Below are 26,211 nucleotides of genomic sequence, written 5' to 3' on the forward strand. Positions count from 1 at the left end.
TTTATGTAAGTTCTTATATAAAAGGAGTAAGTAATGTATAAAATTTTATATTTTTTAGAGCAGTGTGAAGGCAGTAACAATTAACAGGGACAGAGGGACAGCTTCATTTTCCCAAATAATAACGAGTGGCAAGGGGCTAGTTTATTGTCCAGAATGAATAAACTGAAGTGGGTCGAGGAACCTGTCCCAGTGGCCTTTATGGCTATGGAACCTGTCCCCATGTCTCAAAAGGAGGTTTTTATGAAGAGAATTGGATTACTTTCGCAAATTTTAATTGCTTTTGTACTTGCTATTATTGTTGGTGCTATCGTCGGGCCAAAGATTGAGGTTGTAAAACCATTTGGCGATTTATTCTTACGTATGATCAAATTTATTATCGTTCCTTTAGTTCTGGCTTCCCTTGTTGTGGGCGTTGCAGGTACTGGGGACATTAAAAAAATTGGACGAATGGGTGGAATCACACTTGTTTATTATTTGTTAACCACGGCCATTGCAGTAACAATCGGATTAATTCTTGCCAATATTTTCTCCCCAGGTAAAGGTGTCAATATTGATGCATCTGTGGAGAAAGTTGAACCAACCGAGGCCCCCAGTATAATCGACACCTTATTAAATATCGTCCCTACGAATCCAATTGCCTCATTAGTAAATGGGGATATGTTGCAAATCATTTTCTTTGCCATTTTTCTCGGTGCAGCCATTACGATATTAGGAGATAAGGCAAAGACGGTTTATAACTTTTTTAATGAATTTGCTGAAATCATGTATAAAATTACAGCCATTGTAATGAAACTGGCTCCAATTGGGGTTTTCGGTTTAATCGCACCAACTGTTGGAGAGTATGGTCTTTCTGTACTTCTTCCACTTATGAAGGTGATATTAGTCGTTTATTTCGGTTGTATCCTTCACGCCGTATTAGTCTATTCAACATCAGTTAAACTATTTGCGAATATGAATCCACTTAAATTTTTTACAGGAATTGCACCTGCTAGCTTAGTCGCATTCAGCACATCAAGCAGCTCGGGAACTTTGCCAATAACAATTAAAAACACAGAAGAGAACCTCGGTGTTTCTAGAAAAGTAAGCAGCTTTGTTCTTCCATTGGGAGCCACCGTCAATATGGACGGAACCGCATTGTATCAGGGTGTATGTGTTTTATTTATTGCACAATTTTTCGGATATGATCTCTCTTTGGTACAACAGTTAACAATTGTATTAACTGCCACTCTTGCTTCAATCGGTACTGCAGGGGTTCCTGGCGCTGGCTTGATTATGCTTACGATGGTCGTTACTTCCGTAGGGCTTCCGGTAGAAGGTATTGCTCTCATTGCTGGAATTGATAGATTATTGGATATGATCCGGACATCTGTAAATATCACGGGTGATGCCTCCGCTGCAGTTGTAGTGAATGCTATAGAGGAAAATCGAGAATTAAAAATATCGAATGACGTTAGTGTATAGTGGGACATGGGGACAGGTTCATCGTCCCATCTTTTTGTGTTTGGGGGAAGGTACCTTGTCACCAAGCCCCTTCCCGTTATTCCAAATTAAAAGTAAAATTAGGTCAAGGTATCTGTCCTTGTGTCTTTGTTCACTTTTGCACATTAACGTACAGTGACAAACAAAGTCACCCCCCTTAACTGGACCAAGGTACCTGTCTATGTGATCCACTGGAGCATTTCATCCAAAGTATATGCAATTATTCCTGTTCCACCGTCAAATAATATCAGCAGAACATTCTAACCTGTATATTAAAGACAGATTCTCACATTAGGGATGTATTTGTTTTAACTATGACAAAAACAAGAAGATAAAAAAATGAAGGTTTTATCGCCGGACCACGTGCGGTATCCCCAACATATCTACGGAGAACATGGAACAGTTAGAACCTTTTTAAAATTATTTGTATCTATATTGGATAATTTAAACTGTAAACATCCACCAATAACAGGGGCATGTAATTGCATTTGGACTAGCGTTATCAGACCATGCCCTGTAACTTGTTTAATTTCCCCCTACTTAGTAACCTTCCGTCTTCTAAAATTTTTACTGCATTATCAATGTTTGTAAAATGGTAAACAAATTTTGGCCACCATCTTCTTGATTGTCCTAACCAAGGTTCTTTTATAAGTTGATCTATATAATTAACAAAAAGATGAGCGTCAGGTTTAATTTGTTGATTCATCAAGATAAACCTCTTCTACATTGAGATTTTTTGTATGATTAACTGGAATATACTGTAAACCAATTGATTCTTTGTTCATTTCTTGATATTGAGTTGAAATAATTACCGGTTTTAAATATGGTAAATGATGAAGGATAGCAATAATGAATGGAGTATATTTTTCCATCCCACTAGGCATACTACTAGGAATTACAAAACCAAAGCTGCGGATATGTTGCCAAAGAGCCACTAGTTGTGATTTATAGATATGAACTATTCGGCCTTGTGTTTTGATACCTAATCCTTCCTCAGGGTGACTAATTATAGAAACAGTAAAACCAATTTTATTATTCAATGTAAAATAAGAATCATTTTGTCGGACAAGGTTCTGAATATCCTCCCAAACCTCTACAAATGCCAATGATTCGGGTTCACTTCTTAGCCAATTCTTTATCTTATTAATATTTCTATACTCTGGTTCAAACGGGTCTTTTCTATACAAATGAATATAAATATCGATAGGCAAATTTTTAAGATATTTTTCCATTAAAGGTCTTACCTCATTTTCCCAATCGAGACCTCCATTCCCACAACCCAACATGGGAAACGCAATGGATGTAATACCTTTCTCCATATAAGTATGAACAAATTTTTCTAGCCCCGCTTCAATATATTCAATTTCGATTTAGACCTCCAATGTTTTTTTGTAGGAAAGTTTAGAATCCACTTCTGCGGCGTTTTATATAACCAAAGCTGACCTACATGAAACAATTCTTTCTCACAAAGATTTTGGTATTGGCTAAACATTTCGGGATAAATAACCTTAAAATCTTTAGCAATCCCTTTTCCCATAACTCCGACAGTATTAACAGTATTAACAAGAACACGAGCCGGGCTTTTCAACAAATCTCCAACAACATAGGTAATCAACTTTTTTCACCCCTTTACCCCAGATAAGATTCATAAGATATTTATAAACATTATATACGAACTTATGTTTCTAATCAAATTTTTGATTTCACCTCAGCCGATTAAAATACCAATATTATCTATATTATGCCATAAAAGAATAATTTTTGAAGCTGTTTTAATTGCAAATGTCGAGGCTATGTACTAATCATTCCGCATTATGAACAATTTGGGGATTTATATAACGATATATTAATTAATTGTTAAAATTCTTATATATGTTTAAAATAGTATGAGATATCATTAGTAATAAAATCTCCCTGGATATAGTCAAAATATTGTTTAGTAGAATAAATTTTGTTCGATAAAAACATTTAATTTGAAGTTGGTAAAACAAATTAGTTAAAGAATAAAGTCAAATCAACTTCGGGAAAATCCATATGTAATTCCAAATGTCAAACGTTAAAGGGATCCAATCATGATGATTATCGAATTCATATTGGAGGTTCGCCTGCAAGCTGTACCGTCCCGCCAACATTGATCCAATCATGACGAATATCGAATTCATATTGGAGGCCACTGAAAAAGTGCTAAATAATTATAAGAATACTTGCTAAACACCCACCATATTTAGATGTATTCTCGTGATTTATCCTACCATATATTGTTTAAGTGAGCTTATTCGAATTGTTTTTCAGTGGCCTCTTCACATTGGACTAAAATGTTGCATGCCTTAGGTTGTAGTCCTCGTCACATGATGATTATCGAATTCATATTGGATTAAATGTCGCATACTTAGACTGTAGTCCTCACCACATAACGACTATCTCCTTCACATTGGATCCCTACATCTGATTTCAATTGCTACAACGCATTCAGTATGGCCTCTGCGGTTGTTTTTGCATCACCAAAGCACATATAGGAATTTTCCTTGAAAAATAACGGGTTTTGTACACCGGCATATCCCGCGCTCATGGAACGTTTCATAACAATAACATTTTTTGCCTTCCAAACTTCGAGTACCGGCATCCCGCCAATTGGGCCGCTCGGATTTTCGATTGCAGCCGGATTGACCGTATCATTGGCCCCGATAACAAGCACAGTATCTGTCTCCGGAAAATCATCATTAATTTCTTCCATATCTAGAACAATATCATAAGGTACTTTTGCTTCCGCTAACAATACATTCATATGACCCGGAAGCCGCCCTGCCACCGGATGAATACCAAAACGGACGTTAACCCCTTGATCGCAGAGTTTTTTCGTAATTTCCGCCACCGGATATTGCGCTTGAGCTACAGCCATCCCATAACCAGGTGTAATAATAACAGAACTTGACCCCTTTAACATTTCTGCTGCATCTTCCGGGCTGATTTCCCGGTAATCACCCATTTCTTCCGCTTCCCCGCTTGCTCCTTCATTTCCAAAGCCACCGGTAATAACAGAGAAAAAGTTCCGGTTCATGCCTTGACACATAATATAGGACAAAATTGCTCCCGACGACCCCACCAATGCTCCGGTAATAATTAACAAATCATTTGACAGCATAAATCCCGATGCCGCAGCCGCCCAACCGGACAATGAGTTCAACATGGAAATAACAACCGGCATGTCTGCACCGCCGATTGCCATGACCATATGCCAGCCTAAAAATAACGCAATCGCCGTCATAATGGCAAGGTAGACAATCCCGGATTGTGAAGCTCCTGCAGAAATAAATAAAAATATAAGAACCGCAGACACAAGCACCAACCCAATATTCAACAAATCTTTATATGGTAAAATAAGTGGATTGGAACGAATTTTGCCATGAAGTTTTCCAAAAGCGACAATCGAACCGGTAAAGGTAACAGCACCAATAAAAATGCCGAGAAAAATTTCCGTTAAATGAATGTTTAGCATAGATCCAACAAAAGAATGATCTGAAAGTAACTCGATAAAGCTGTTATAGCCTACAAATACGGCTGCCAAACCGACAAAACTATGTAAAGCTGCGATTAATTCCGGCATTTCCGTCATATCGACTCGTTTTGCTAAAAGAATACCGATGATCGCACCGATTAAGACAGCCACCAAAATATATGCCATACTTTCAACATCAAGTTCAATACTTACAATCGTTGTAACCAAGGCAATCGCCATACCCAAAATACCAAAATAGTTGCCACGTTTTGCTGTTTCCTGCTTCGATAGACCGGCTAAGCTCATAATAATCAATATCCCTGCAATCATATACGCTGCAGTAACTAAACCTTGCGACATTGATTACACCTCCTTGCTCTTCGTAAACATCTTTAACATGCGTTTAGTAACGGTGAACCCGCCAAATATATTGATCGTAGCAATTAATATACCAAGAAAAGACAAGATTTTAACCGACGTTAGGGAACTGTTCATCTGTAATAAGGCACCTACGATAATAATACCGGAGATGGCATTCGTAACCGACATAAGCGGTGTATGTAAAGCATGGGTTACATTCCAAACAACATAATAGCCAACTACAATGGCAAGGGCAAAAACCGTTACATGTGATAAAAATTCAGGAGGTGAAACTTGACCTAACCATAGGAAGAACACAATTGCCAGCCCACCAAATACCACTTTTAACAAGGAGCGGTGTTTCTTTTCTTTAACCGGTGTCTCGCTTGGTTCTGCTTGCTTCGTCTCTTTCTTCGAGGTTTGCGTCGCCGATACACGAATTGGCGGCGGTGGGAAGGTAATTTGCCCTTCTTTTACGACACTCATATGGCGTAAAATCACATCTTCAAAGTTGATATCGATCTCGCCGTTTTTTTCCTTGCAAAGTAATTTTGTTAAATTGACGAGATTGGTTGCATACATTTCAGACGATTGAGCAGGCAGTCGACCGGGCAAATCTGTGTAACCAATCACTTTCACCCCGGAAGCAGTCACAATCATTTCCCCCGGTACCGTATATTCACAGTTACCTCCACTTGAAGCGGCCATATCAACAATCACCGAGCCCGGCTTCATACTGTCAACCATCGCTTTCGTAATTAACTTAGGTGCCGGTTTTCCTTGAACAAGTGCGGTGGTTATAATAATATCAACCTCTTTCGCCTGTTCAGCAAAAAGAGCCATTTCTGCTTGAATGAATTCGTCGGACATGACTTTGGCATATCCTGTAGAAGTAGAACCATCTTCTTCACCGGCAAAGTTTAATTTCAAAAATTCTCCGCCCATTGATTCGATTTGTTCCGCCACTTCCAGACGCGTATCAAAGGCCCGAACAATCGCACCAAGGGATTTACTCATTCCAATCGCGGCCAACCCGGCTACCCCTGCACCAATGACCAATACTTTTGCCGGTGGTACTTTCCCGGCAGCGGTAATTTGCCCGTTAAAAAATCGTCCAAATGCATGAAGTGCTTCTGTAACCGCCCTGTATCCTCCAATATTAGCCATTGAAGATAAAGCGTCCATTGATTGGGCACGTGAAATGCGCGGAACCATGTCCATTGCCAGTACATTGATGTTTTTTTGGGAAAGCTCTTTAACAAGTGCGCCGTTTTGTGCCGGATACAAGAAACTGACGAAAGTTGCCCCTTCCTTAATCTTTGAAACTTCCTCCTCGGTAGGCGGATTCACTTTATAAATTAAATCACATTGAAACACATCATCAGCTTCGACAATTTCTGCTCCGGAGCTGATATACTGTTCATCGGTAAAACTTGCCGCCTCACCTGCACCTGTCTCAACCGCAACTTGAAACCCAAGTTTTTTCAGTTGAATGGCGGATTTTGGAGTTGCTGCAACACGTCTTTCACCGGCAACTCGTTCTTTAGGTATTCCTATTCTCATTCCCGATACTCCTTTCAGCAAAAGGATTTTTCTAGTTATCATAGATAAAGTGAAACTTCCGGCTGGGGGCTCTTCATCCCCCACTAATGTCGTCTCCTCTTTGCAATCTCTAAAATCTTGATGTGGGGCCATTCCGCCGGTTAAGGTGAACTAAAATGGAAAACTTTTCACTTGCTCCCTCCAATTTTCCAAAAAATTACTAATCTCTTTCATTATATTAAATTCTTCTATATATTTAGTCGAAAAAAGTGACAAAAGTTTGTAAAAGGTCAATTTGCATAAAAAATGGGAACGAGATTACAAAATCCCTGTTCCTATTTTATCTTTTTAGAGAATATAAAAAATTTAAGGTGCTTAATGGAAGTTTATTCCCATTGCATTTTTCATGAATTTTGGGTAACTCTCTTCAGCTTTACGAATTAACATTAACAGCATATCAATTATATAACAGGATTTAATTGATTATCATCAACACCGTAAGAATATTGGGCAGATACTACAAGTTAAGAATTTCTTTAATAAAAGTTTTTGAACTTAATAGGATATTAGTTTAGATCGTCTAGAGAGATAAAAAAACTTGGAGAGAAATTGAAGACGGAAAAACAGCTGCCACAAATAAACCAAAGGTGTGAATGCTTTTCAAATTTTGTTACATTTACATTCAGTGGGGCAGTTTCTTTATGTTCACTTTATCACATTAACAGGCTAGAGGTTAGGCCAAATTAGGCCATTATATTTAGTCATGATGGCGAGGAAATCATCCCCGTTCATTTTCCAATTTTTCAATGAAAATAAAATAATAGTTATAGATATTATAAATCATATTGTTCTACAATGGTGCAATTCTTGGCAAGGAATCTTGCTTGACCTTTTGTAAGCTCAACTTTACCATTCCCATTGTGTATTTCTGCATGAAAAGGATTGTCATCCAAAGGTCTATATAGTATGCTACAATCCTTTTCATAACAATGACCTGCTCTAATATTTACAATTGCCTTTAACTCAGTAAGTCCAAACCTTTCTAAAAAGCTAGTAACAATTTCCCTTTTATTGCGATTTCCGTCTCTATCGACTGAAACACCTTTTGAATCTTTAAAAAGTGCAGAAGAAGGTCTATTTTTCTCAATATCCCACTGATTTGGAATTGATTTTTTTATCGCTCGATACAAAAATTCATTTTCATCTATTTTAGGATTCAAAAAACTCATTTATAACCTCGTTTACCTTTTTTACAACATTTATCAATGGGATGGTTATTTCTTTCTCTTCTTCTGATACTTCCATATACACTTCAATTCGATCATGGAAAATTTCAAATTCTAAATAATCTCCATTATTCTTTTCATACTCAAATTGTATACTTTTTCTACCAGTTGGAAAAATTTTGGGTTCTCTAATTATATTATGATATATATAGTTTGCGTTGTTCAAAACCTCCGTTGTAAACGGTTCTGCCCCATTGCCGTTCCAATTGTACTCAAGTTTTTCTAGATCCTTTAATTTCTGCAGATTAATCGATTTCCTTTTTTCTTCAACAATGTATTTTTGGGGTATACTAGTAAATGTTGATGAGTAATTATAGGCAATCCGATTCTTCACCCGCATTTGCCATAAACTACTCACTTTGCTTGATGTATTTGCTTTAACTATAAATGGATTAAATATCGGTTCTGAAGGCGTAAAATATGATTTTTCAATCATTGGTTTTCCTCCCTCATTTGCTCCAATATTTGTATCTTTTGTCCTAACCAATTATGGATTGCTTTTGCTGAGTCTAAATTCATTATAACGCCCGAAGAGACAAAACGAATGACATTATAGTCAAAATCATTAGGGTCAATAACAGTTGGTGGTGTTACAGCTTGGCCTTCTTCACCTAATTCGAGGTTTTCTACATAAGGTAGTGGTGGTCGTTCAAAAAAGAAATTCATAACAATTTCACCCTGCGGAGCAATACCCCCATATACACCATTTGTGTAAGTGGGATTAAAGTTTTCAGGGAACTTATATTTAAACTTTAGAGTTGTTTTCATTTGTTTCACCCCTAAGAACACCTTTGTATATCTTATTATAAAATTTTCGAATTTTAATTTCAATATATCACATTCACCTAAAATATTTCAACCTAACGGGGTAGTCCAGCTATAAGGTGTAAATTTATTAATTTTTGGTAGTGTTGTGGAAATACGACTTTTCCACAATTGGTAAAATTTTACGTTTGAATTTATCCACATTAAAGGCCAAACAAAACCAACTTTGCCTAATTTTTAAAAAATGTGGATAACTTATTTTTTATGTTGTAGATAACTACATAACAATGAATTTTTTTAAGGGGATTACTTTCTATTGTGCAGTTTCGCAACTTTCGCAAAAATTTTATTGGTAAATTTATCTCATGACTTGTTGAACGTAGCTTCTATCAACACAACCATCATAAGAAAAGATTTATGCAATGTAATCATAGACATAATCAATGGGACGAGCTTCAAAATTACTCCTTAGTACTCGGAAAATTTCTTCAATTTTCCAAAGTTCATGGTAGGCATTTAAAACTTGTTCTGGATCACTTTGTTATATGTTATCTGGCTTTGGTCATTCAACGATTATTTGAATATTATCTTCATCAGAAGGGAAAAAATTATTCCACGGAGAAAATACAGGGCGCCATCCGAAGTGCAACAATCACTAAGCTAAACGTTGATGAGAGAGAAATTTTTATAAAGAATAAAGCCGATGATGTCTTTTCTGATATTTTATCACCACTTGATTTAAAGGATATCCCGGCTTATGGTCAAAAAGACAAAAGAACAAATGCATATCTACAAAAAAATAAAAAACCCCTCAAAAACACGATTATACAGCTGTTTTAGGGGAGTTTTTGTTCTTTTGACCGTCAATGTCGGAAGTTAGCGCTTGAGTAATATTTTCGAGTGTGTAAACTTTTTCAAGTACCCTGGTAAAAAACTTTTTTAGGACAACCCCTAAACTAAAAATATTGAAATTCATTTGGAAAATCTTTCTAAAAAATTGTACATAAATCGATTATCTGACAAAAACTATTCCCCTATTAAAATTAAATTCGATAAAAGACTAAAAAACCCTTCCCCTTCTTAGACTTTACAGCAGCCCCTAATTAATCTAAAGCTCGTTTAATCTCCTATGTTATTTATCCTATCTCACATTCTAACAATTGGTCCCCACAATTCACAGTGCCACTAGCATAAGAATTAATTTTCACCTTTTTTTCAGAGATATTAGTAATTACTAACAGGGTAACAGTGTCTAGGTTTTTTTCTTTTAATAACTTCAAATCAACATGTATTAAGTTATCTCCTGGTTTTACATGTTTCCCCACTTCTATACACGTTTCAAAACCCTCACCATTCAATCCTACTGTGTTTAATCCAATATGAATTAATATTTCGATTCCTTCAACTGATTTTATTCCAATAGCATGTTTTGTTGGATAAAGTTGTATAACTTCACCTTCTACAGGAGAAACAATTGAACCATTAGATGGAATAATTGCAATTCCATCACCAATCATTTTCTCTGAAAAAACTGGATCTGGAACTTCCGACAATGGAATTATGTTTCCGGTAATAGGAGCATAGATTTTTTCCAACTTTGTATTTGATTTTGAAAATAATTTTTTTAACATGTTCTTACATCCTTTTATTTTATACAAGTATTTAATAGTATTTAAAATAATAGACTACAAAAACTTTACACAAACTGGTTCAGGCACTTTAATACTCGATTGAAGTAGAGTTAATCTTCCTGTTTCTTTGTTTCTACTAAACAAAGTCATATTGTCTGTTTTTTCATTTGTTGCGACTAAAAATTCTTCAGTTGGATCTAGAACAAAATCTCGCGGCCAGTTTCCCATTGTTGGAGTCCACTCCAAAAAAGTTAATTCACCATTATTTTCATCAATTTTATAAATCGCAATACTGCTATGTCTACGATTTCCAACATAAAGATACTTACCATCCGAGCTAATTACAACTGCACTAGCGTCATTGCCCTCCCTGAATTCTTCCGGAACTGTTGATATATATTGTATATCTTTAAAGCTGCCATCTTCTGCATCATAATACAGCATTATTACTTCCGAACTTAATTCTGTAACTGCATATGCAAACTTTCCATTTGGATGAAAAGTAATATGTCTTGGTCCACTTCCTGGTTTAGCTGAAAAACTATTCACTTCATTTAACTCATCATCCGTATTCGTATAAGTGATTATACGATCACTCCCTAAATCAACCACAATGATATATTTTCCATCAGGAGTAAAATCAGCAAAATGCAAATGTGACTTTTCCTGTCTTTCATGAGGTCCTGAACCTTCATGATTTACAATGGATATTTCATTATTAAAAGAACCATCTTGGTTTAATTTATAGGATACTAGCTTTTTTGTGTGGTAATTTGCCGATAATACCTTACTGTTTATGTTGTTTACAGAAACATAACAAGGTGGTGCACCATCTAATAATATACTATTTAATTTTGTTAACGTTCTTGTTTCAGTCCCTACTGAAAAGGAAGTAATTCCCCCTTGTTCACCATTCTTTGTTACTGCAAATAAGTTTCTTTTATCCTTACTTACTGCAATATAGGTGGGATTTTCCAATTTAGCGGCAAGCTGTACATCTGTAATCATTTTTTTCTCGGTATCAAGAGTAAATTGATATATCCCCTTACTTTCCTTTTTTGTGTATGTTCCTATATATCCAATGTAACTAGTCATGTCGAACCCCTTCATATTATTTATTTCAAACATTAATCTATATAACTTCGAATTCGTATCTTTCTGCCAAATTTATAATGTTAATAGGAAAGAGACAAACTCTTTCCTATTTAGATTTATCACTTTTCCGTTTTTTCTTCTTTTACCCCTAACAAATAAGTAACTACAAATGACACAACAACTGAAACAATTAATACTACAATTGAAAACCAGAAATTACTAGTTAAACCAGCTCCATCTGTTGGAATAAATGTTGGAAGAGCAGCAATACCCGGTGACACAATTGCATACTGTTTTAATTGAACAATACCTGCTAATAAGCCACCAATACCACCACCTGCCATCGCACCAATTAATGGCCGTTTAAATCTTAGCAATATACCGAATATTGCAGGTTCTGTAATACCCATAACACCTGTAATTCCGGAAGACAATGCTAACGCTTTAGCATCTTTATCTTTGACCTTGAAATATACAGCAAGAGCTGCTGCACCAACTGCCACATTTGCTGCCAACATACCCGGCATAACAAATGCATCATATCCGTTGTCTGCTAAAGCTGCAAAAACAAGAGGGAACAACGCTTGGTTTGTACCAGTCATAACAAGTAATGGAGTCAATGCCCCGATTAATCCAACAGATAACCACCCAAGCTTCGTATTTATAAAGTTCAAACCATCTGCTATATAACCACCCAGGAAATTTCCTAAAGGACCTAAAAATAAAAGTGTAATTGGTGTGACAATTAAAATAGTTATTAATGGATGAGCAAAAAATTTAATTTCTTTCGGTGTAATTTTATCAACTGCTTTACTTACATAGTACATAAATAACACACCAAGAATAACTGGAATAACTGAAGTATTATAGGATACTTGCGGGATTGATAGCCCTAAAAAATCAAGGCCTTCCGCATTATCGATTGATGAATGAACCAATATCGCTCCTAAATAAGCACCCATCATCGGATTAATACCTATTTTTCTAGCAGCACTATAACCTAAAAAGATAGGCAAGAAATAGAACCCCGCATTATTAATAGCCGTTAGTACTACATACGTTCCGCCCTCTGAAGGTAAACCAAAGAACGTTACAGCAATATTTAAAACAGCTGATACAAGACCGGCAGCTACTAATATAGGAAGTACGGGAACGAACGTCCCACTAATAAAGTCCACAATGGTAGCTAAAACTTTTTTCACAGTGTTTTCCTGTTTCCCTTCGTTCCCAGCTTCTAAATTACTTGTACTGTCAAGTTTTTCGTTTATTTTTCCACCTTCATTAAAATTTCCATACTTGATAAACTCGTTATAGACGTTACCTACCTCAGTTCCGATAATTAGCTGAATTTCTTTTTCCCGTTTTACAACTCCCATTATTCCCGGAATAGATTTTAATTGTTCCTCATTTGCCAAAGATGGGTTATTAAGTGTAAGACGTAAACGTGTAGCACAATGATTTACTACTGCAATATTATCTTTTCCACCAAGGAGTTTTATAGACTTTTCAATCAGTTTTGTGTATTTGTCCATAACTCTATCCCCAATTTCTACCATTAGATTTTATTAAATTTGAATACCAGTAGTAAGAATCTTTAGGAATGCGTTTTAAATCTAGTAATTCTTCATCTGTTGTATTTATATAAACTAAACCATAGCGTTTTGCCATTCCATTGCCTGTACTTAAAAGATCCGTAAATGACCAAAGATTATAAGATATTACTTCACATCCATCCATAATTGCAAGACCCATTTGATAAATTTGATCCCGTAAAAATTTAATTCTTTCAGGGTCATGTACTTTACCGTCCGGAGAAACTTTGTCATACGCACCATAGCCGTTTTCAGTTATCATCATTGGAAGCTGATAGTGATCCCAAACATAACGTAACATGTAACGTATGGCAACCGGATCAATTTCCCAATCCCAATCAGTATATTCAACAAAAGGATTGTACGTAAGCTGATAGAGTCCAGGAACTTTAGGAAATATAAGATTACCTTTAACACCTGACTTATTTAATAAATACTCTTGTGGCTCTTCATTAATATCACAAGCTTTTGCCGTATTTGAACGGTAGCAATTTAATGCGAAAAAGTCTATTTTAGCTTGTTCAATTAATTCCATATCCCCTTCCTGAATGCCAGGATTAATATTGTTTTCTTTCCAGTAACTTTGGATAAACCCGTTATATTTACGATGTGCATATAAATCGTTCCATACTTTTTCTGTTAATTCTTCTGCATTCATTGCAGCAATTTGATCTTCCGGATTAGCTGAATAAGGATAAATCGGTACATATCCCGGAACCGGACCAATTTTTCCGCCTTCCACTAACTCATGACAGGCTATAACCGCTTTTGCATGGCAAAGATTCATAATATGGTTTACTTTCCATTTATCTTCAAACCAAGTGTCCTTATTCTTACATACTCCTAACCATTCTCCATAGCAAATTTGCATGTTTTGTTCATTAATAGACAGCCAATATTTTACTCGGTCACCAAACTCCCTAAAACAAGTTCTAACATATTCATCAAATTTTTCAATAATTCCTCTGTCATACCATCCATTGAACATTTCATCTACCCAAACCGGCATATCATAATGATATAAGGTTACAATTGGTTCAATATTATATTTTTTCAATTCATTTATTAGATTATTATAAAATTCTATCCCTTTTTGATTTGGTACTCCGCTTGCGTCCGGATAAATTCTTGGCCAAGAAATTGAGAAACGATAGGATGAAAACCCTGCCTCGGCCATTAATTTTACATCTTCTTTGTAACGATGATAATGGTCAGCTGTAATAGAATTATCTGTATATGGTTTTTTCTTTTTACTATTTATATCAATAATTGCAGATGTTCTGCCATCTTCATTTACGGCTCCTTCTACTTGCCAAGCAGAGCTCGATGCCCCCCACATAAAATTTTTCGGAAATAGCGGATCATTTTTGTAATACATAGTTATCTTCTCCTATCAATTATTAAAATTCTTAGTATATTCACTATAAATGACATCCAACATGTAACTTACACCATATTTTCCATACACATTTATGTCACTTTTTGATTTGTCCTCAGCACTCAGATGATAGACTTTATCGTACCACTCATTAAATATTGGATCTCTCCGTAATGTAATAAGTGTTTTTTGTGATTTGCTTTCAGAAATTAATGGAAATGAAGCATATGCAAAAGTTCCAGTATTTGATATCGTGATTAGAAAATCATCCTCCGATAAATTTAAAAGCAATTCATTGTCTGAATATAGTTCAGATACTAAATAAATCATTTTTTTATTAAAAATCATTGACTGTTGAAATTCCTTTACAAATCCTGCTGACGTTCCTGTTGTAAGAAAAACGGTATGTCTGCTGTCTTTAATTTGCTTTGCGATGTTATACACTTCTCGCGTATTCATTCTTCTGTCCAACTCTTTAATCATTTCATTTATTTCATTCGTCAATGATTGTCTAAAATTATCTTTCTTCGCATGCTTCATATATGATTGATAACGATCATCATAAGTAGAAAATTCATGCTTTAAGCCTAGAAAGTTTTCATAGCCAATTGATTTACAAAACCTTCGAATACTTGCCCTTGAGACAAAGCACTCATCGGCTACGTCGTAAATATTCAATTGATCTAACTCATGATAATGATTCAAAAAATAATGGGCCAAAACATAATTCGAATCGCTTTCATCATTTTCATTAATAATGGAGAACAAAGAATGTAATAAACTAATACGATTTGCTTTCAATCCATTATCCCTCCCCGGGGAGTGAAATTTGTGTGTTTGCAAACACTTACATTTCATATTCCTATTGTAACAATTACATTTTTAAAGTGGGGTGCAAAATTTGAAACCTATTTCATGATTTAAAGGAAAATGATATGAAATAAGTATCCCTTCAAAAAACAAATATAAATAAACATCACCTCTTGATAAGAGGTACATATGAATCAAAGGATGCCTTTCATTTGCCTAAAAAAGTTCAAGGTGCCCCATTCGCAAACTACAAACTGAAGCCAAGTAGCAGGACTTTGAGTTACTTCCTTGAATCTGTATCGACTAGGAAAATGTAATTACCATTTTCGAGGAGATAGCGAGGGAACCAACCTTGCCCATTTTGTCATGAGGCTTGACCAGTTTCTCAGTAGTTGCACCCGGAGCTAGACAATAAAACTTGTCTAATGTTTTTGACCAGTTATTTTTATACTTTGCAACACCATCAATCCTGTCCAATAATCTAATCATAGGTTTAGCTTTTTGGAGGCCACTTATTTTTCGTTTTCCAACAAAAATAAAAAACCGCCCTTTCTAGTAAAATGTAAGTGACCAAACAAACATTTTAAGAAAGGGCGATTTTTATGAGCAATTAAATGAACGCGATAAAAATGATTTCTTGCAAATTCCCCACTTTACCCGTGATTTAAAGCCAGCAGCATTTACTCCGACATTTAAACCACTAATTAACGATATCCCCGAAACAAGGAACCCTTCCGAAGCCTACTGAAAAATTTCAATGTAGTTACCGATATCTAGTCGGTTAAGAGCAGACTAATCCATTACGTAACGTGCAAATGAATTGATTTGAACAGTTTTTAAGTGGTCTCAACCTGTCCCTAGTTTCGTTTCAAAATTTCCTCAATGAAATCTGCCAGATGGCTCCGTTCTTCTTCTGTTAGTTTTTTCATGTTTTCCAATAGCCGCATTAAATCCGGTGTTAGCTCCGATTCATAACCAAAGAACTCTGCCAGTGTAATCCCTAAAGCATCACAAATGGTCGTCAGTTTATCCAAAGAAGGCGTAGTCCTGCCGTTTTCAATATCGCTTAAATAGGACTGTGAAATAAATGCCTTCTTTGCCAGTACATTTGCCTGCATATTTTTTCCTTTTCTGATGTTTTTAATTCTTTTACCGATATCCACAAATCATCACCTAATGCAATTATATATTGAACTAATAGGCAATACAGAAACATAGCAGACATGCCACAAACAGAAATGCACTTGGAAAATCGATATATTAAATGTTTTCAAAACAAAACTTCGGACCTGAAATCAATTTCTGGGGAGAAACCCTAAGCGTTTTTTACTAAAATCAGGTAAAAATAGAAGTAAAACAATAACTTAAAATTGCGGATAAAAATGCTATAATTGCCACTAACTTAACTAAATTACTACTATACGCACCATAAATCCAGTTAAACATAGTAAAAATCAGGTAAAACTGATTTAAAATCTCTTTGTCAGAATCGTCTTTTTTCATTACGTTATAGGTACCCGGGAATACATTGGAAAGGCGCGTCTTTCGGAAAGGGTACTTGATGAAGGACAAAGATTATGAGTTTGAAAAATTAGTAGCGAGCATGCAACCGATTATCCGCTCCATCTTACGCGGCTTGCATATTTACAAAAACCATGAGGAGTATTATCAAATTGCCTTAATCAGCTTGTGGCGGGCCTATCAATCCTATGATCCGGACAAGGCATCCTTGACAACCTACGCTTATCACTATATTCGCGGCTCAATCCTTACCGAACTCCGGAAGCAAATCCAAAAAGACGAACACGAACACCAACCGGATGATGTCGGCTGGAACCAGATTGCAAACGAAACAGCCGATAACGAAAGCGACGAAACTTGGATCCTGCAAGACATAATCAAACAACTACCGCCAAAACAGCAACAATTCATTGACTTGCATTTTATGAAAGGTCACAAACTAACTGAAATCGCAGAAAATTTGGGTGTGGGTTACTCAACCGTGAAACTGTGGAAGCGGGAAGTACTGGCCGCATTGAAAGAGCAGTTGGGGAAGGAATAAGCGGTTTGTTTACCTGTGTTTGGCCAGGAAAAGGACGAGCAATGAATAATGGTAGAAAACGATAATAAACTGGAATAAATTACTCATGGATAAGCGTAAATGCCCCTTTACGACAAGCAAAATGGATTGAAAAAAATCGGATGGCAAGCTTAAATAAGTTTGCCATTCCGTTATTAAAAGAGAATCTCATCTTTTCACTTATCTTTGAATGCTAGCAGAAATACTATTGATTTTTAAACATATCAAAAAGGTAATCTTTCAATTCTAATGAAGAAAATACTGTTTTTGTTTTCAATAAATTTGTTTTTTCATTCTTTATTTTGTAATTACGGTTAAACCATATTGTATTCCAACCAGCGTTAGCCGCCCCAACAATATCATTAACGTAGCTATCACCTATAAACCATGTTTTGGTTCTATCAAGTTTAAACCTACTTTCAGCCAATCTAAAAATTCCAATATCCGGTTTAGCAATATTCTCTTCCTCAGAAACAATAATCTGTTCTGGAGAAAAATATTTATTTAATCTCAGATTATTAACCTTGTTTCTTTGGCTAGTTGAAGGACCGTTTGTAATGATTATCGTTTGTATATTTTTTGTCTGAAGAAAGTCTAAAATTTCTAAGATACATGGAAAGGGCTCAATTTGTTGTTGATTTTTTTTATATTGGTCTTGGAAATTTTGTGCCTTACTTAAGCTTATATCAATTCCCAATTGATGAAGCGTATTTCTAATTCTGAAAATGTGTGATTCTTCTAGTGTCCAAATATGATCTTTCACTTTTTCAAAGGCAATATCACTATTTTGTTGAAAAACGTTAAGAAATTTATGAAAAGGGAGAGATTTCGCTTCATCAATTTCTAAAAGGGCTTGTCTTAAAGGTTGCGTTCTGTCATACAATGTATCATCAAGATCAAATGCGATTGTTGTCATATTAAAACATCTCCTTGCTTTATATAAAACGATACAAATAAACGCTATCAAATTCTAATGATTCATCTCAGTTTAAAATGGGAAAAAACGATCAACAATGATACGACCAATAAAATTGACAAGGTGGTAGTTTGAAAATGACAGAGAATGAATTATTACAAAGGTAAGATATAAACGAAATGGTCAACGACGGTCTTTGGCGGACTCTTCGTAAGTTTCAATTCCTCATAGGTAAGATATAAACGGAATACATTCGAATGAACTAGCAAAAAAATACAACCGTTTCAATTCCTCATAGGTAAGATATAAACTTTGTATGCACATTTAAAACGTTATGCTTATGGAGAGGTTTCAATTCCTCATAGGTAAGATATAAACTGACACCTGGTGGAAAGTCAACATTCCAAAAATCCGGTTTCAATTCCTCATAGGTAAGATATAAACGGATTATTTGATTTTGCTTTTTTTATTTCTCTTTCGTTTCAATTCCTCATAGGTAAGATATAAACGGAGGAAAAACAAATGTTTGAAATACCATATAAGCAAATGTTTCAATTCCTCATAGGTAAGATATAAACGTCTCAACGTCCCTGCGATATTAGCTTTGTTTGCCTGTTTCAATTCCTCATAGGTAAGATATAAACTCAGCATCAAATTGACGAGTATATTCGCCAATGTCGTTTCAATTCCTCATAGGTAAGATATAAACGTTTTTAAAGTTGCGATTGAAAGGGAAGATGACTATTGTTTCAATTCCTCATAGGTAAGATATAAACTGCTAACCTGTCCTCGCCATCTTGTACAGGATGTTCTGTTTCAATTCCTCATAGGTAAGATATAAACGACAGCCCGAACGGGAAAAGGTACTTAGGGCTGGCGTAGTTTCAATTCCTCATAGGTAAGATATAAACGTTGGATTTATTATTGAAAGATTAGAAGATTTGGAAAAGTTTCAATTCCTCATAGGTAAGATATAAACAAAAAGGATGAGAAAAATGAATTAAGAATAGTTAAGGTTTCAATTCCTCATAGGTAAGATATAAACGAGCAGAAGGAATTTGAGCGAATTGCTCGATTAGAAGCAGTTTCAATTCCTCATAGGTAAGATATAAACAAGATTAAGAATTTACAGCACTACAACCGCATTTTCTGTTTCAATTCCTCATAGGTAAGATATAAACGCGCGGCGGAGCTCCGGGGCTTTTATAGAATAAACGGTTTCAATTCCTCATAGGTAAGATATAAACCACCAAGCGGTTACAACGGCGCAGCGAGCGAACAATGTTTCAATTCCTCATAGGTAAGATATAAACGCTTGCGTTTGCGATGGCTTGGGATACATTTGCCGCGTTTCAATTCCTCATAGGTAAGATATAAACGGTTATTGGAGGAGTTTGAAAATGGCGAGTCAGTCTGTTTCAATTCCTCATAGGTAAGATATAAACCTATTTTTTTTTTTCTAATCTCCTAATATTATTAATATGTTTCAATTCCTCATAGGTAAGATATAAACGTAGCTGAATCAGGTATCTCGGAAGAAGAAAACGAGTTTCAATTCCTCATAGGTAAGATATAAACCCCAAACAATCCTTGATTTAATAAGGTTTTTTGTATTGGTGGTCTTGTGTTAATTATAATAAAAATTTGGTTTTCTAGCAATTATATTTTTCATAAATACACGTAATTTAAGCATTTTCTATTGATTTTTTTACAAAATAACTTGTCGTCGATCCCCCGGGGTTTTTACGCTATTGGAGGTCGACGACAAAAATATGTATTGTCTCTGGGTGACCAAATCCTTCTAATATCCTGTTATTAATAATTGCCCCACCCCCGATTCCGATACCAAAACACTCGTTCTAACTTTTCCATTTCCTTTTTTATATTCTCCATATGTCGCAGCATTTACATCAGTCGTCCATGCGATAGGTACACTGTATCGTTCTTTCATTACACCTAAAAAATTAAAATTATTCCACCCCTTTTTAGGTGTAGTTGTTATAAAACCATATTTCTTTGAATTTTTATTAATATCAATAGGACCAAAAGAGCCAATTCCTATAAAACTCAAATTATGCTTGTCAAAAAATTCAAATACATTGGTTAATGTTTGTTCTGGGGTTGTAGTTCGAATATTAATTTTATCAATTACATCCCCTTTATCATTTCCAACTGCACATACAAATTTAGTCCCCCCTGCTTCAATTGCTCCTAGCATTTTTATACTCCTCCTGTTGATCGAAAAATTATTTGGAATTAAATAAAATAAACAGTTTACTCCTTCAAGAAATAAAAACGTTCATTTAGTAAATAGCCAATCATAAACCTGTATGATTGGCTATTTTGTCATATATCTAACGGAATTGTTGCGCAATATCCCATTATTAATTAAATTCACTTCTCCATGAAGGAATATTTTCTGACTTATAAATTTCAGCCTTACCAATAGATCCAAAGAGTTGCATTTTTTTACGAACTACATCTTTGGCCGCATCGATACATTCTGGATAAATAGCATTTGGATCCCAAAGTTCTGTTTCTGAAAGAATTTGCCGACATTTCTTGTAAAACGCAAATTTATAATCTGAAGAAATATTAACTTTTTGAATACCTATTTTAACTGCTTCTGCAATTTCACTATCAGGATTTGATGATCCACCATGTAAAACTAGTGGAATATCAACGACTTCTTTAATACTTTTTAGAACATCCATACGTAATTTTGGTTTTACATCTTTAGGGTAAATACCATGACATGTACCTATTGCAACAGCTAGTGTATCAACGCCTGTTTTTTCAACAAATTCTCTAGCATCCTCTGGTTTTGTATAAATAACTTCTGTAACTCCACCTTCAATTGTAGTACCTGTATTTCCAATAGTTCCTAGCTCACCTTCTACTGAAACATTCACTAAGTGACTTATATCTACAACTTGCTTAGTCAGTTTGATGTTTTCCTCAAAAGGTAACAACGAACCGTCAATCATAACAGAACTAAATCCTGCATGAATTGCACGCATTACGCTTGCTAAACTATCTCCATGGTCGAGATGTAATACAAAAGGAACCGGACTACCCTTCATTCGATTTAATACATAAGTGAAAAATTCATCTTTTACAAATTTTAATTCATCTGGATGTACTGCAATAATTGCAGGAGAATTATTTTCTTCAGCTTCTTCAACAACAACTCTTAAAAAATTACTATCAGCCACATTAAATGCGCCTACTGCAAATTTATGTTCTTTTGCTACTTTAAGTAATTGTTTCATATTTAATAACATGATTATCCCCAGCTTTCTATATATTTTTATAGTGATTTGCCAGTTGATCTTGATAATTTAATATAACGTTTAACTTCTTTTCTACCTGCATCCATCGATTGATGGATCAAGTCAAAATAATTGATTGTTGGATCACGTTTTAATCGTTCATAAATGTACTCAACGTGAGCTTTCATAAAATCAGAACCTACATTTATTTTATTAATCCCTCGTTCAACCGATTTTCTAATATTATCCTCACCACAACCAGAGCCACCGTGTAGGACTAGAGGCATGTTAGTGCCCTTTTTTATCTTATCCAAAATCTCAAAATGGAATTTTGGTACATGACCTTCAGGATAGCTTCCATGACTCGAACCATATGAAATCGCTAAAGCATCTATTCCTGTTTTTTGAGCGAAGTCTATAGCAAGATCAGGATCAGTATACATGGCGTCATTTGACATATTATTTGCTACAGACCCTATATGACCTATTTCACCCTCTACACTAGCACCAAATATTTTCGCAAATTCAACCATATTCTTTGTTATTTCGATATTTTCTTCAATAGGATATCCCGAGGCATCCATCATTACACTTGAAAATCCATCCTTCAGACATCTTTTAACAAAGCCAACATCACTTCCATGATCAAGATTAATTGCTACCTCAACACGAGCCTCATTTGCCATTCGTATAATTGGCTCTGTCAATAGATGACTTCCAAGGTGTTCTTTTAAGTGATCTTGTAATAGATTAATAATAATAGGGGCTCTTAATTCTTGCGCAGCTTCAATTACAGCTTTTGCTGTCTCTAAATTAAAGCAATTAATAGCCATTATTGCATAGTTACCACGATTTGCTCGATCTAGCATCCCTTTCATAGAAACATACATTTGTCATCCCTACTATCCTTTTATTAAGAAATCTTTATACTAGATAAATCAAATTCCTCTTCATCATCAAAATAACTATCTTCATCATCAGTTGGTTCCTTCTTCCATAAAAATAGCATTATTCCTGTTACCAACGATCCAATAGATAATGCTAATAGGAATAATAATGGATGGTTCATAGCTGGGACAATAAACATCCCGCCAGATGGAACCGGAGAACCGATATCCCACATCATTGATAGACCACCACCAACAGCAGCACCTAATGTACATGAAGTAACCACACGAACTATATCAACAGCCGCAATTGGAATTACACCTTCAGTAATCATACAGATCCCCATTGGAAAAGCAATTTTAATATTTTCCTCTTCCTTTGGTGAATATTTTCTCTTTTTGAATACCTTAGATAAAACCCATGAAATTGTAACACCAAATGGTGGAACCATTGATGCTAATATTTTTACTGCCTCAGGTTCATAAATTCCCTCTAGTAATAATCCATCAGCGAATAATGAAGCAACTTTATTTACTGGGCCACCGAAATCAAACGCTGCCATTCCACCCATAATTGCACCAAACACAAATTTCGTAGATCCCTGCATACTTGTTAGGAATGAAGTTAACCCTTCAGTTGCCCAAACTATGGGAACACCTAAAACAAAGAATATTAATAACCCAATAACTAAACTAGAAATTAGAGGTATAATCATCATAGGCAATAGTCCCTCTGCCCACTTCGGTACTTTTATATGATTTTTCAAAAATACAATAAAATACCCAACCAAATAACCACCTAGCATGCCACCTAGAAAACCAGCACCAATTGCATTCGCAATCAAGCCCATTAACAAACCTGGTGCAATACCTGGACGATCTGCTATAGAATATGCAATACCTGCAGAAATAACTGGAGCTAACAGTCCCATACCCAATACACCTAGCGAAGTAAGAGCTGAAGCAACCGTAAAGCTTTCTTTGTAGTTTTCAATGACTTGGCCACCCGCGAGATTTCCAATTGCAATAAGAAGTCCAGATGCAACAACTAACGGCAACATATATGAAATAGCAGTTAACGCATGTTTTTTTAGTTGTAATTTCTTCAACATCCTATCACCACCTATTTATTAGTATGTAATTCTGCCTCAATTTTTTTATATAATTGTTTCGGTGCTTTAATAGCAAGCTCTGTTGGTATTTCAACTACTCTCTTATCTTTAAATCTTTCTTTCCCACTAACCTTAATATCTGCAGCAATAATGACTAAATCTGCATTTTTAATTTCTTCTGCAGTTAACTCATCCTCAACCCCTATTGTCCCTTGTGTTTCAATTCGCACATTATGACCTAATTCTTGCCCCACTTTAACCAATTTTTCCTTTGCAATATAAGTGTGGGCAATACCTGACGTACATGCAGAAATTCCAACGATATTCATAATACAACCTCCTAAGTATTTTTTAACAACAAACTAATAATCTCTTGCTTTGTCTTTACCTGATGAAAACGATTTAAAATATCTTCATGCGCCAACAAGGTTGCAACTTTTTGTAATAATTTAATGTGCAAGGTATTTGAATCAGATTTTCTTACTGCAAATAGGAAGATAACTTCAATCGGTTTTCCATCCATAGATTCCCATTCTATGGGCTTTTTAGTTCGTCCGATAGCAAGTGTGGTTTTGATTACGCTTTCAGATTTTCCATGAGGAATTGCAATTCCTTTTTCAAGTCCTGTAACACCCTGATCTTCACGATACAAAACATCTTGGATAAAATTTTCCTCACTGTTAATACAGTGATTTTTATATAATAAGTGTGTCAATTCCTGAATAACGCCTAGTTTTGTAGTAGACTTTAATTCCAAATCTATTAAATCGTCATTTATAACTTTTCCAATATCTAAATCTTCAAATTTAACTTCCATTTTAATATCTCCCGTTCGTTTACTAGATTATTCCTAGTATTTACTAGTAAGTTGTTCAATTTGCTGTTTTTTCATCATATAATATTTGACTCACCACCAAGATAATTGGTTTTTCTAACACAGTACTACTTTCTTTCATTGTTTAGTACGTTCAACAATTATTTTCAATGTTAGGAAAAAGTTTCTAGCTTTTCGCTAATTAAAGTGATTATGCAGAAAGTTGGTTCTCCTAATCTTATATACTGGAAACCCTTGTTATTGTTAAAGGCGGACAAGGGCATAAAGCTCAGTTGCGAAAAATGAGACTTACTACTGATTCTCATTTTTTTATTGGTTTAGCGCAAAATCTTGTGATAAATAGACCCTAGCAATAATATTCTTGTTTGGGTGGTATCTCTTGCCTGATTGAAAGACACTATATCTTCTAATAATAAGACGTAAGCTTTAATGAGAACCTTTTAATAATCCCGTTATAGTGAGCTTTTATGATGTTTGTAACATCAATCATTGGTTCGAGTCGACAACGAAGTACCCATTAGATTCAATTCTTTAATACTATTGGTGTGTTTTCACGAGGATAATGATAAATTTCTTGCTTGGTTAGACAAATACGACAAGCTTTTGCTGTGTCTAAATTACAGGCTATTGACCGATCTAGCATTACCTTTTAGTTTTTTGATAAGTTTTTTCATTTTTTCAGCTAAATATATCGAGTGATTTTTAGGTTTTTACGACTTTTTTGTTCATTTCTGCGGACTTTGTAACATCTCCTCTCTAGAAAATATCTCCAATAAGTCTTACTGCATAGGTATTGAAGTGACTGAATAATAAGTAGTTATCACCCCCATAACACACACATATCGTGTGTTTTTATTTATTTTAGTTTAAAAAAATAAAGTTGTCAACTCATTTTGTGTGTTTTTATGACCAAAAAACACGATTTGTGTTATTTGTTGTAGAAAAAGGGAATGTGGTGATTTTATGATTGATCCTTTTTGTTTACGTTTAGAAAATTTACGTGAAACCTCCGGATATACAAAAAAGGAGTTAAGCACAAAACTTGGATTTTCAGCAAATGTTTATGGAGCATATGAACGAGGAGAACGTCGTCCCAGTTTAGAAACCTGTTGTAAACTTGCCAACCTTTTTAATGTCTCTTTAGATTACCTTTTATGTGGGAAAGAGTATAGTCAGGAAAATCTTGAAATTGAGGAAACAAAATTGAAAGAAGTAATAGAATTGTTTAAAGAAAAAGGTCTCGAGGACCCGTTCATTTTACAATTGGAAAAATGGGAAGAGTTATCACAAGAGGACTTACAAGAGTTAACAAACCACTTTAATTGGGTCGTTCATAAAGCAAGGCTAAGAAAGAAAGCGTAACCAACTGACATCAGAATAAACCGTGTGATGTGTTGCACAAAATAAAGGTGAAGAGGATAGTAGAAATTTGATAAAAGACAACTTTACATGGAAAGGCGAGATATAGCCTCGACTGGCACTTCCAGCCATTATTGATCTGGCTGACCTCCTGACAGTAGTATCTTGCCTTTAAAATCTGTCAATAATAATCCTGAATTAACGTTTATTTTTTTATTTCGGGCTTACATCCTTTCTGCGTGGTTTTGTTGGTTACTTAAACTTTAAACCAGAAATGGATTCTTTTTTCATTTTTTTCGTGCAATAATTGGAAGCC

The 26,211-nt window shown here is 35.1% G+C and carries 24 protein-coding genes, 1 pseudogene and 1 CRISPR repeat array; of the genes and pseudogenes, 4 read left to right on the top strand and 21 right to left on the bottom strand.

Features of this window, described 5'->3' with window-relative positions:
• The first annotated feature begins 240 nt into the window (after positions 1 to 240).
• Positions 241 to 1,461, top strand: coding sequence for a dicarboxylate/amino acid:cation symporter (locus BT1A1_RS15660; protein WP_034773080.1), 1,221 nt, complete (start codon positions 241 to 243; stop codon positions 1,459 to 1,461).
• 520 nt (positions 1,462 to 1,981) lie between these two features.
• Here the strand turns inward: BT1A1_RS15660 and BT1A1_RS15665 are convergent.
• The 8 genes and pseudogenes from BT1A1_RS15665 to BT1A1_RS15695 form a co-directional block, all read right to left on the bottom strand.
• Positions 1,982 to 2,185, bottom strand: coding sequence for a DarT ssDNA thymidine ADP-ribosyltransferase family protein (locus BT1A1_RS15665; protein WP_034773055.1), 204 nt, complete (start codon positions 2,183 to 2,185; stop codon positions 1,982 to 1,984).
• On the bottom strand, positions 2,169 to 2,711 hold the full coding sequence (locus BT1A1_RS17530; RefSeq protein WP_156103273.1) for a hypothetical protein: 543 nt from the start codon (positions 2,709 to 2,711) through the stop codon (positions 2,169 to 2,171). Before BT1A1_RS17530 ends, BT1A1_RS15665 begins: the two co-directional genes overlap by 17 nt.
• A 75-nt stretch (positions 2,712 to 2,786) precedes the next feature.
• Positions 2,787 to 3,016, bottom strand: a pseudogene (locus BT1A1_RS17535) (macro domain-containing protein); the annotation flags it as partial.
• 921 nt (positions 3,017 to 3,937) lie between these two features.
• Positions 3,938 to 5,335 carry a Re/Si-specific NAD(P)(+) transhydrogenase subunit beta gene (gene pntB, locus BT1A1_RS15675; protein WP_034773056.1) on the bottom strand — a complete coding sequence of 466 codons (1,398 nt, stop codon included), beginning with the start codon at positions 5,333 to 5,335 and terminating at the stop codon, positions 3,938 to 3,940.
• Positions 5,336 to 5,338: 3 nt separating this feature from the next.
• On the bottom strand, positions 5,339 to 6,898 hold the full coding sequence (locus BT1A1_RS15680) for a Re/Si-specific NAD(P)(+) transhydrogenase subunit alpha (protein ID WP_034773081.1): 1,560 nt from the start codon (positions 6,896 to 6,898) through the stop codon (positions 5,339 to 5,341).
• Between the two features lie 812 nt (positions 6,899 to 7,710).
• Complete coding sequence (locus BT1A1_RS15685) at positions 7,711 to 8,106, bottom strand: hypothetical protein (RefSeq protein WP_034773057.1); 396 nt, start codon at positions 8,104 to 8,106, stop codon at positions 7,711 to 7,713.
• On the bottom strand, positions 8,087 to 8,599 hold the full coding sequence (locus BT1A1_RS15690) for a hypothetical protein (RefSeq protein WP_051989185.1): 513 nt from the start codon (positions 8,597 to 8,599) through the stop codon (positions 8,087 to 8,089). The genes BT1A1_RS15685 and BT1A1_RS15690 overlap by 20 nt, the downstream gene beginning before the upstream one ends.
• The gene (locus tag BT1A1_RS15695) at positions 8,596 to 8,931 is read right to left on the bottom strand and encodes a hypothetical protein (protein ID WP_034773058.1); all 336 of its coding nucleotides are present in this window, start codon (positions 8,929 to 8,931) and stop codon (positions 8,596 to 8,598) included. Before BT1A1_RS15695 ends, BT1A1_RS15690 begins: the two co-directional genes overlap by 4 nt.
• A gap of 414 nt (positions 8,932 to 9,345) precedes the next feature.
• Between BT1A1_RS15695 and BT1A1_RS15700 the strand changes: the two genes are divergently transcribed.
• Positions 9,346 to 9,768 (top strand): hypothetical protein, encoded by a 423-nt coding sequence (locus BT1A1_RS15700; protein ID WP_034773059.1) that lies wholly within the window; start codon positions 9,346 to 9,348, stop codon positions 9,766 to 9,768.
• A gap of 296 nt (positions 9,769 to 10,064) precedes the next feature.
• On the opposite strand, the gene BT1A1_RS15705 is transcribed toward BT1A1_RS15700, so the two are convergent.
• The 6 genes from BT1A1_RS15705 to BT1A1_RS15735 form a co-directional block, all read right to left on the bottom strand.
• Positions 10,065 to 10,559, bottom strand: a complete 495-nt coding sequence (locus BT1A1_RS15705; RefSeq protein WP_034773060.1) for a PTS sugar transporter subunit IIA — start codon at positions 10,557 to 10,559, stop codon at positions 10,065 to 10,067.
• A 54-nt stretch (positions 10,560 to 10,613) separates the two neighbouring features.
• Positions 10,614 to 11,669 carry a lactonase family protein gene (locus tag BT1A1_RS15710; protein WP_034773083.1) on the bottom strand — a complete coding sequence of 352 codons (1,056 nt, stop codon included), beginning with the start codon at positions 11,667 to 11,669 and terminating at the stop codon, positions 10,614 to 10,616.
• Between the two features lie 104 nt (positions 11,670 to 11,773).
• Positions 11,774 to 13,186, bottom strand: a complete 1,413-nt coding sequence (locus tag BT1A1_RS15715; RefSeq protein ID WP_034773061.1) for a PTS transporter subunit EIIC — start codon at positions 13,184 to 13,186, stop codon at positions 11,774 to 11,776.
• A 4-nt stretch (positions 13,187 to 13,190) separates the two neighbouring features.
• Positions 13,191 to 14,624, bottom strand: coding sequence for a glycoside hydrolase family 1 protein (locus BT1A1_RS15720; protein WP_034773062.1), 1,434 nt, complete (start codon positions 14,622 to 14,624; stop codon positions 13,191 to 13,193).
• A gap of 15 nt (positions 14,625 to 14,639) precedes the next feature.
• Entirely contained in the window at positions 14,640 to 15,425 is a 786-nt protein-coding gene (locus BT1A1_RS15725; protein ID WP_034773063.1) for a MurR/RpiR family transcriptional regulator, read from the bottom strand.
• 866 nt (positions 15,426 to 16,291) lie between these two features.
• The gene (locus BT1A1_RS15735) at positions 16,292 to 16,597 is read right to left on the bottom strand and encodes a helix-turn-helix domain-containing protein (protein WP_034773065.1); all 306 of its coding nucleotides are present in this window, start codon (positions 16,595 to 16,597) and stop codon (positions 16,292 to 16,294) included.
• A gap of 398 nt (positions 16,598 to 16,995) precedes the next feature.
• On the opposite strand from BT1A1_RS15735, the gene BT1A1_RS15740 reads away from it, so the two are divergent.
• The gene (locus BT1A1_RS15740) at positions 16,996 to 17,496 is read left to right on the top strand and encodes a sigma-70 family RNA polymerase sigma factor (protein ID WP_034773066.1); all 501 of its coding nucleotides are present in this window, start codon (positions 16,996 to 16,998) and stop codon (positions 17,494 to 17,496) included.
• A 223-nt stretch (positions 17,497 to 17,719) separates the two neighbouring features.
• Here BT1A1_RS15740 and BT1A1_RS15745 read toward each other — a convergent pair whose 3' ends face one another.
• The 7 genes from BT1A1_RS15745 to BT1A1_RS15775 all read right to left on the bottom strand — a co-directional run bounded on the left by BT1A1_RS15745 (position 17,720) and on the right by BT1A1_RS15775 (position 24,518).
• Positions 17,720 to 18,430: an HAD family hydrolase gene (locus BT1A1_RS15745; RefSeq protein WP_034773068.1), complete on the bottom strand. Its 711-nt coding sequence runs from the start codon at positions 18,428 to 18,430 to the stop codon at positions 17,720 to 17,722.
• Positions 18,431 to 18,644: 214 nt separating this feature from the next.
• A CRISPR array of direct repeats spans positions 18,645 to 20,008; the repeat unit is 30 nt; unit sequence GTTTCAATTCCTCATAGGTAAGATATAAAC.
• A 223-nt stretch (positions 20,009 to 20,231) separates the two neighbouring features.
• Positions 20,232 to 20,648, bottom strand: a complete 417-nt coding sequence (locus BT1A1_RS15750; RefSeq protein ID WP_051989186.1) for an ROK family protein — start codon at positions 20,646 to 20,648, stop codon at positions 20,232 to 20,234.
• A gap of 166 nt (positions 20,649 to 20,814) precedes the next feature.
• A complete protein-coding gene (locus tag BT1A1_RS15755; protein WP_034773069.1) occupies positions 20,815 to 21,714 on the bottom strand; it encodes a ketose-bisphosphate aldolase in 900 nt (299 codons plus the stop codon).
• Between the two features lie 26 nt (positions 21,715 to 21,740).
• Positions 21,741 to 22,592, bottom strand: a complete 852-nt coding sequence (locus tag BT1A1_RS15760) for a class II fructose-bisphosphate aldolase (protein ID WP_034773070.1) — start codon at positions 22,590 to 22,592, stop codon at positions 21,741 to 21,743.
• A 23-nt stretch (positions 22,593 to 22,615) separates the two neighbouring features.
• Positions 22,616 to 23,698, bottom strand: coding sequence for a PTS fructose transporter subunit IIC (locus BT1A1_RS15765; protein ID WP_108899158.1), 1,083 nt, complete (start codon positions 23,696 to 23,698; stop codon positions 22,616 to 22,618).
• 14 nt (positions 23,699 to 23,712) lie between these two features.
• A complete protein-coding gene (locus tag BT1A1_RS15770) occupies positions 23,713 to 24,030 on the bottom strand; it encodes a PTS fructose transporter subunit IIB (RefSeq protein ID WP_034773074.1) in 318 nt (105 codons plus the stop codon).
• Between the two features lie 11 nt (positions 24,031 to 24,041).
• Positions 24,042 to 24,518 carry a PTS sugar transporter subunit IIA gene (locus BT1A1_RS15775; protein WP_034773075.1) on the bottom strand — a complete coding sequence of 159 codons (477 nt, stop codon included), beginning with the start codon at positions 24,516 to 24,518 and terminating at the stop codon, positions 24,042 to 24,044.
• A 981-nt stretch (positions 24,519 to 25,499) separates the two neighbouring features.
• Here BT1A1_RS15775 and BT1A1_RS17540 point away from each other — a divergent pair.
• On the top strand, positions 25,500 to 25,898 hold the full coding sequence (locus BT1A1_RS17540) for a helix-turn-helix domain-containing protein (protein WP_051989187.1): 399 nt from the start codon (positions 25,500 to 25,502) through the stop codon (positions 25,896 to 25,898).
• Positions 25,899 to 26,211: the final 313 nt, after the last annotated feature.

The organism is Caldibacillus thermoamylovorans, from assembly GCF_000751775.1.
Taxonomy (GTDB): Bacteria; Bacillota; Bacilli; order Bacillales; family Caldibacillaceae; genus Caldifermentibacillus; species Caldifermentibacillus hisashii.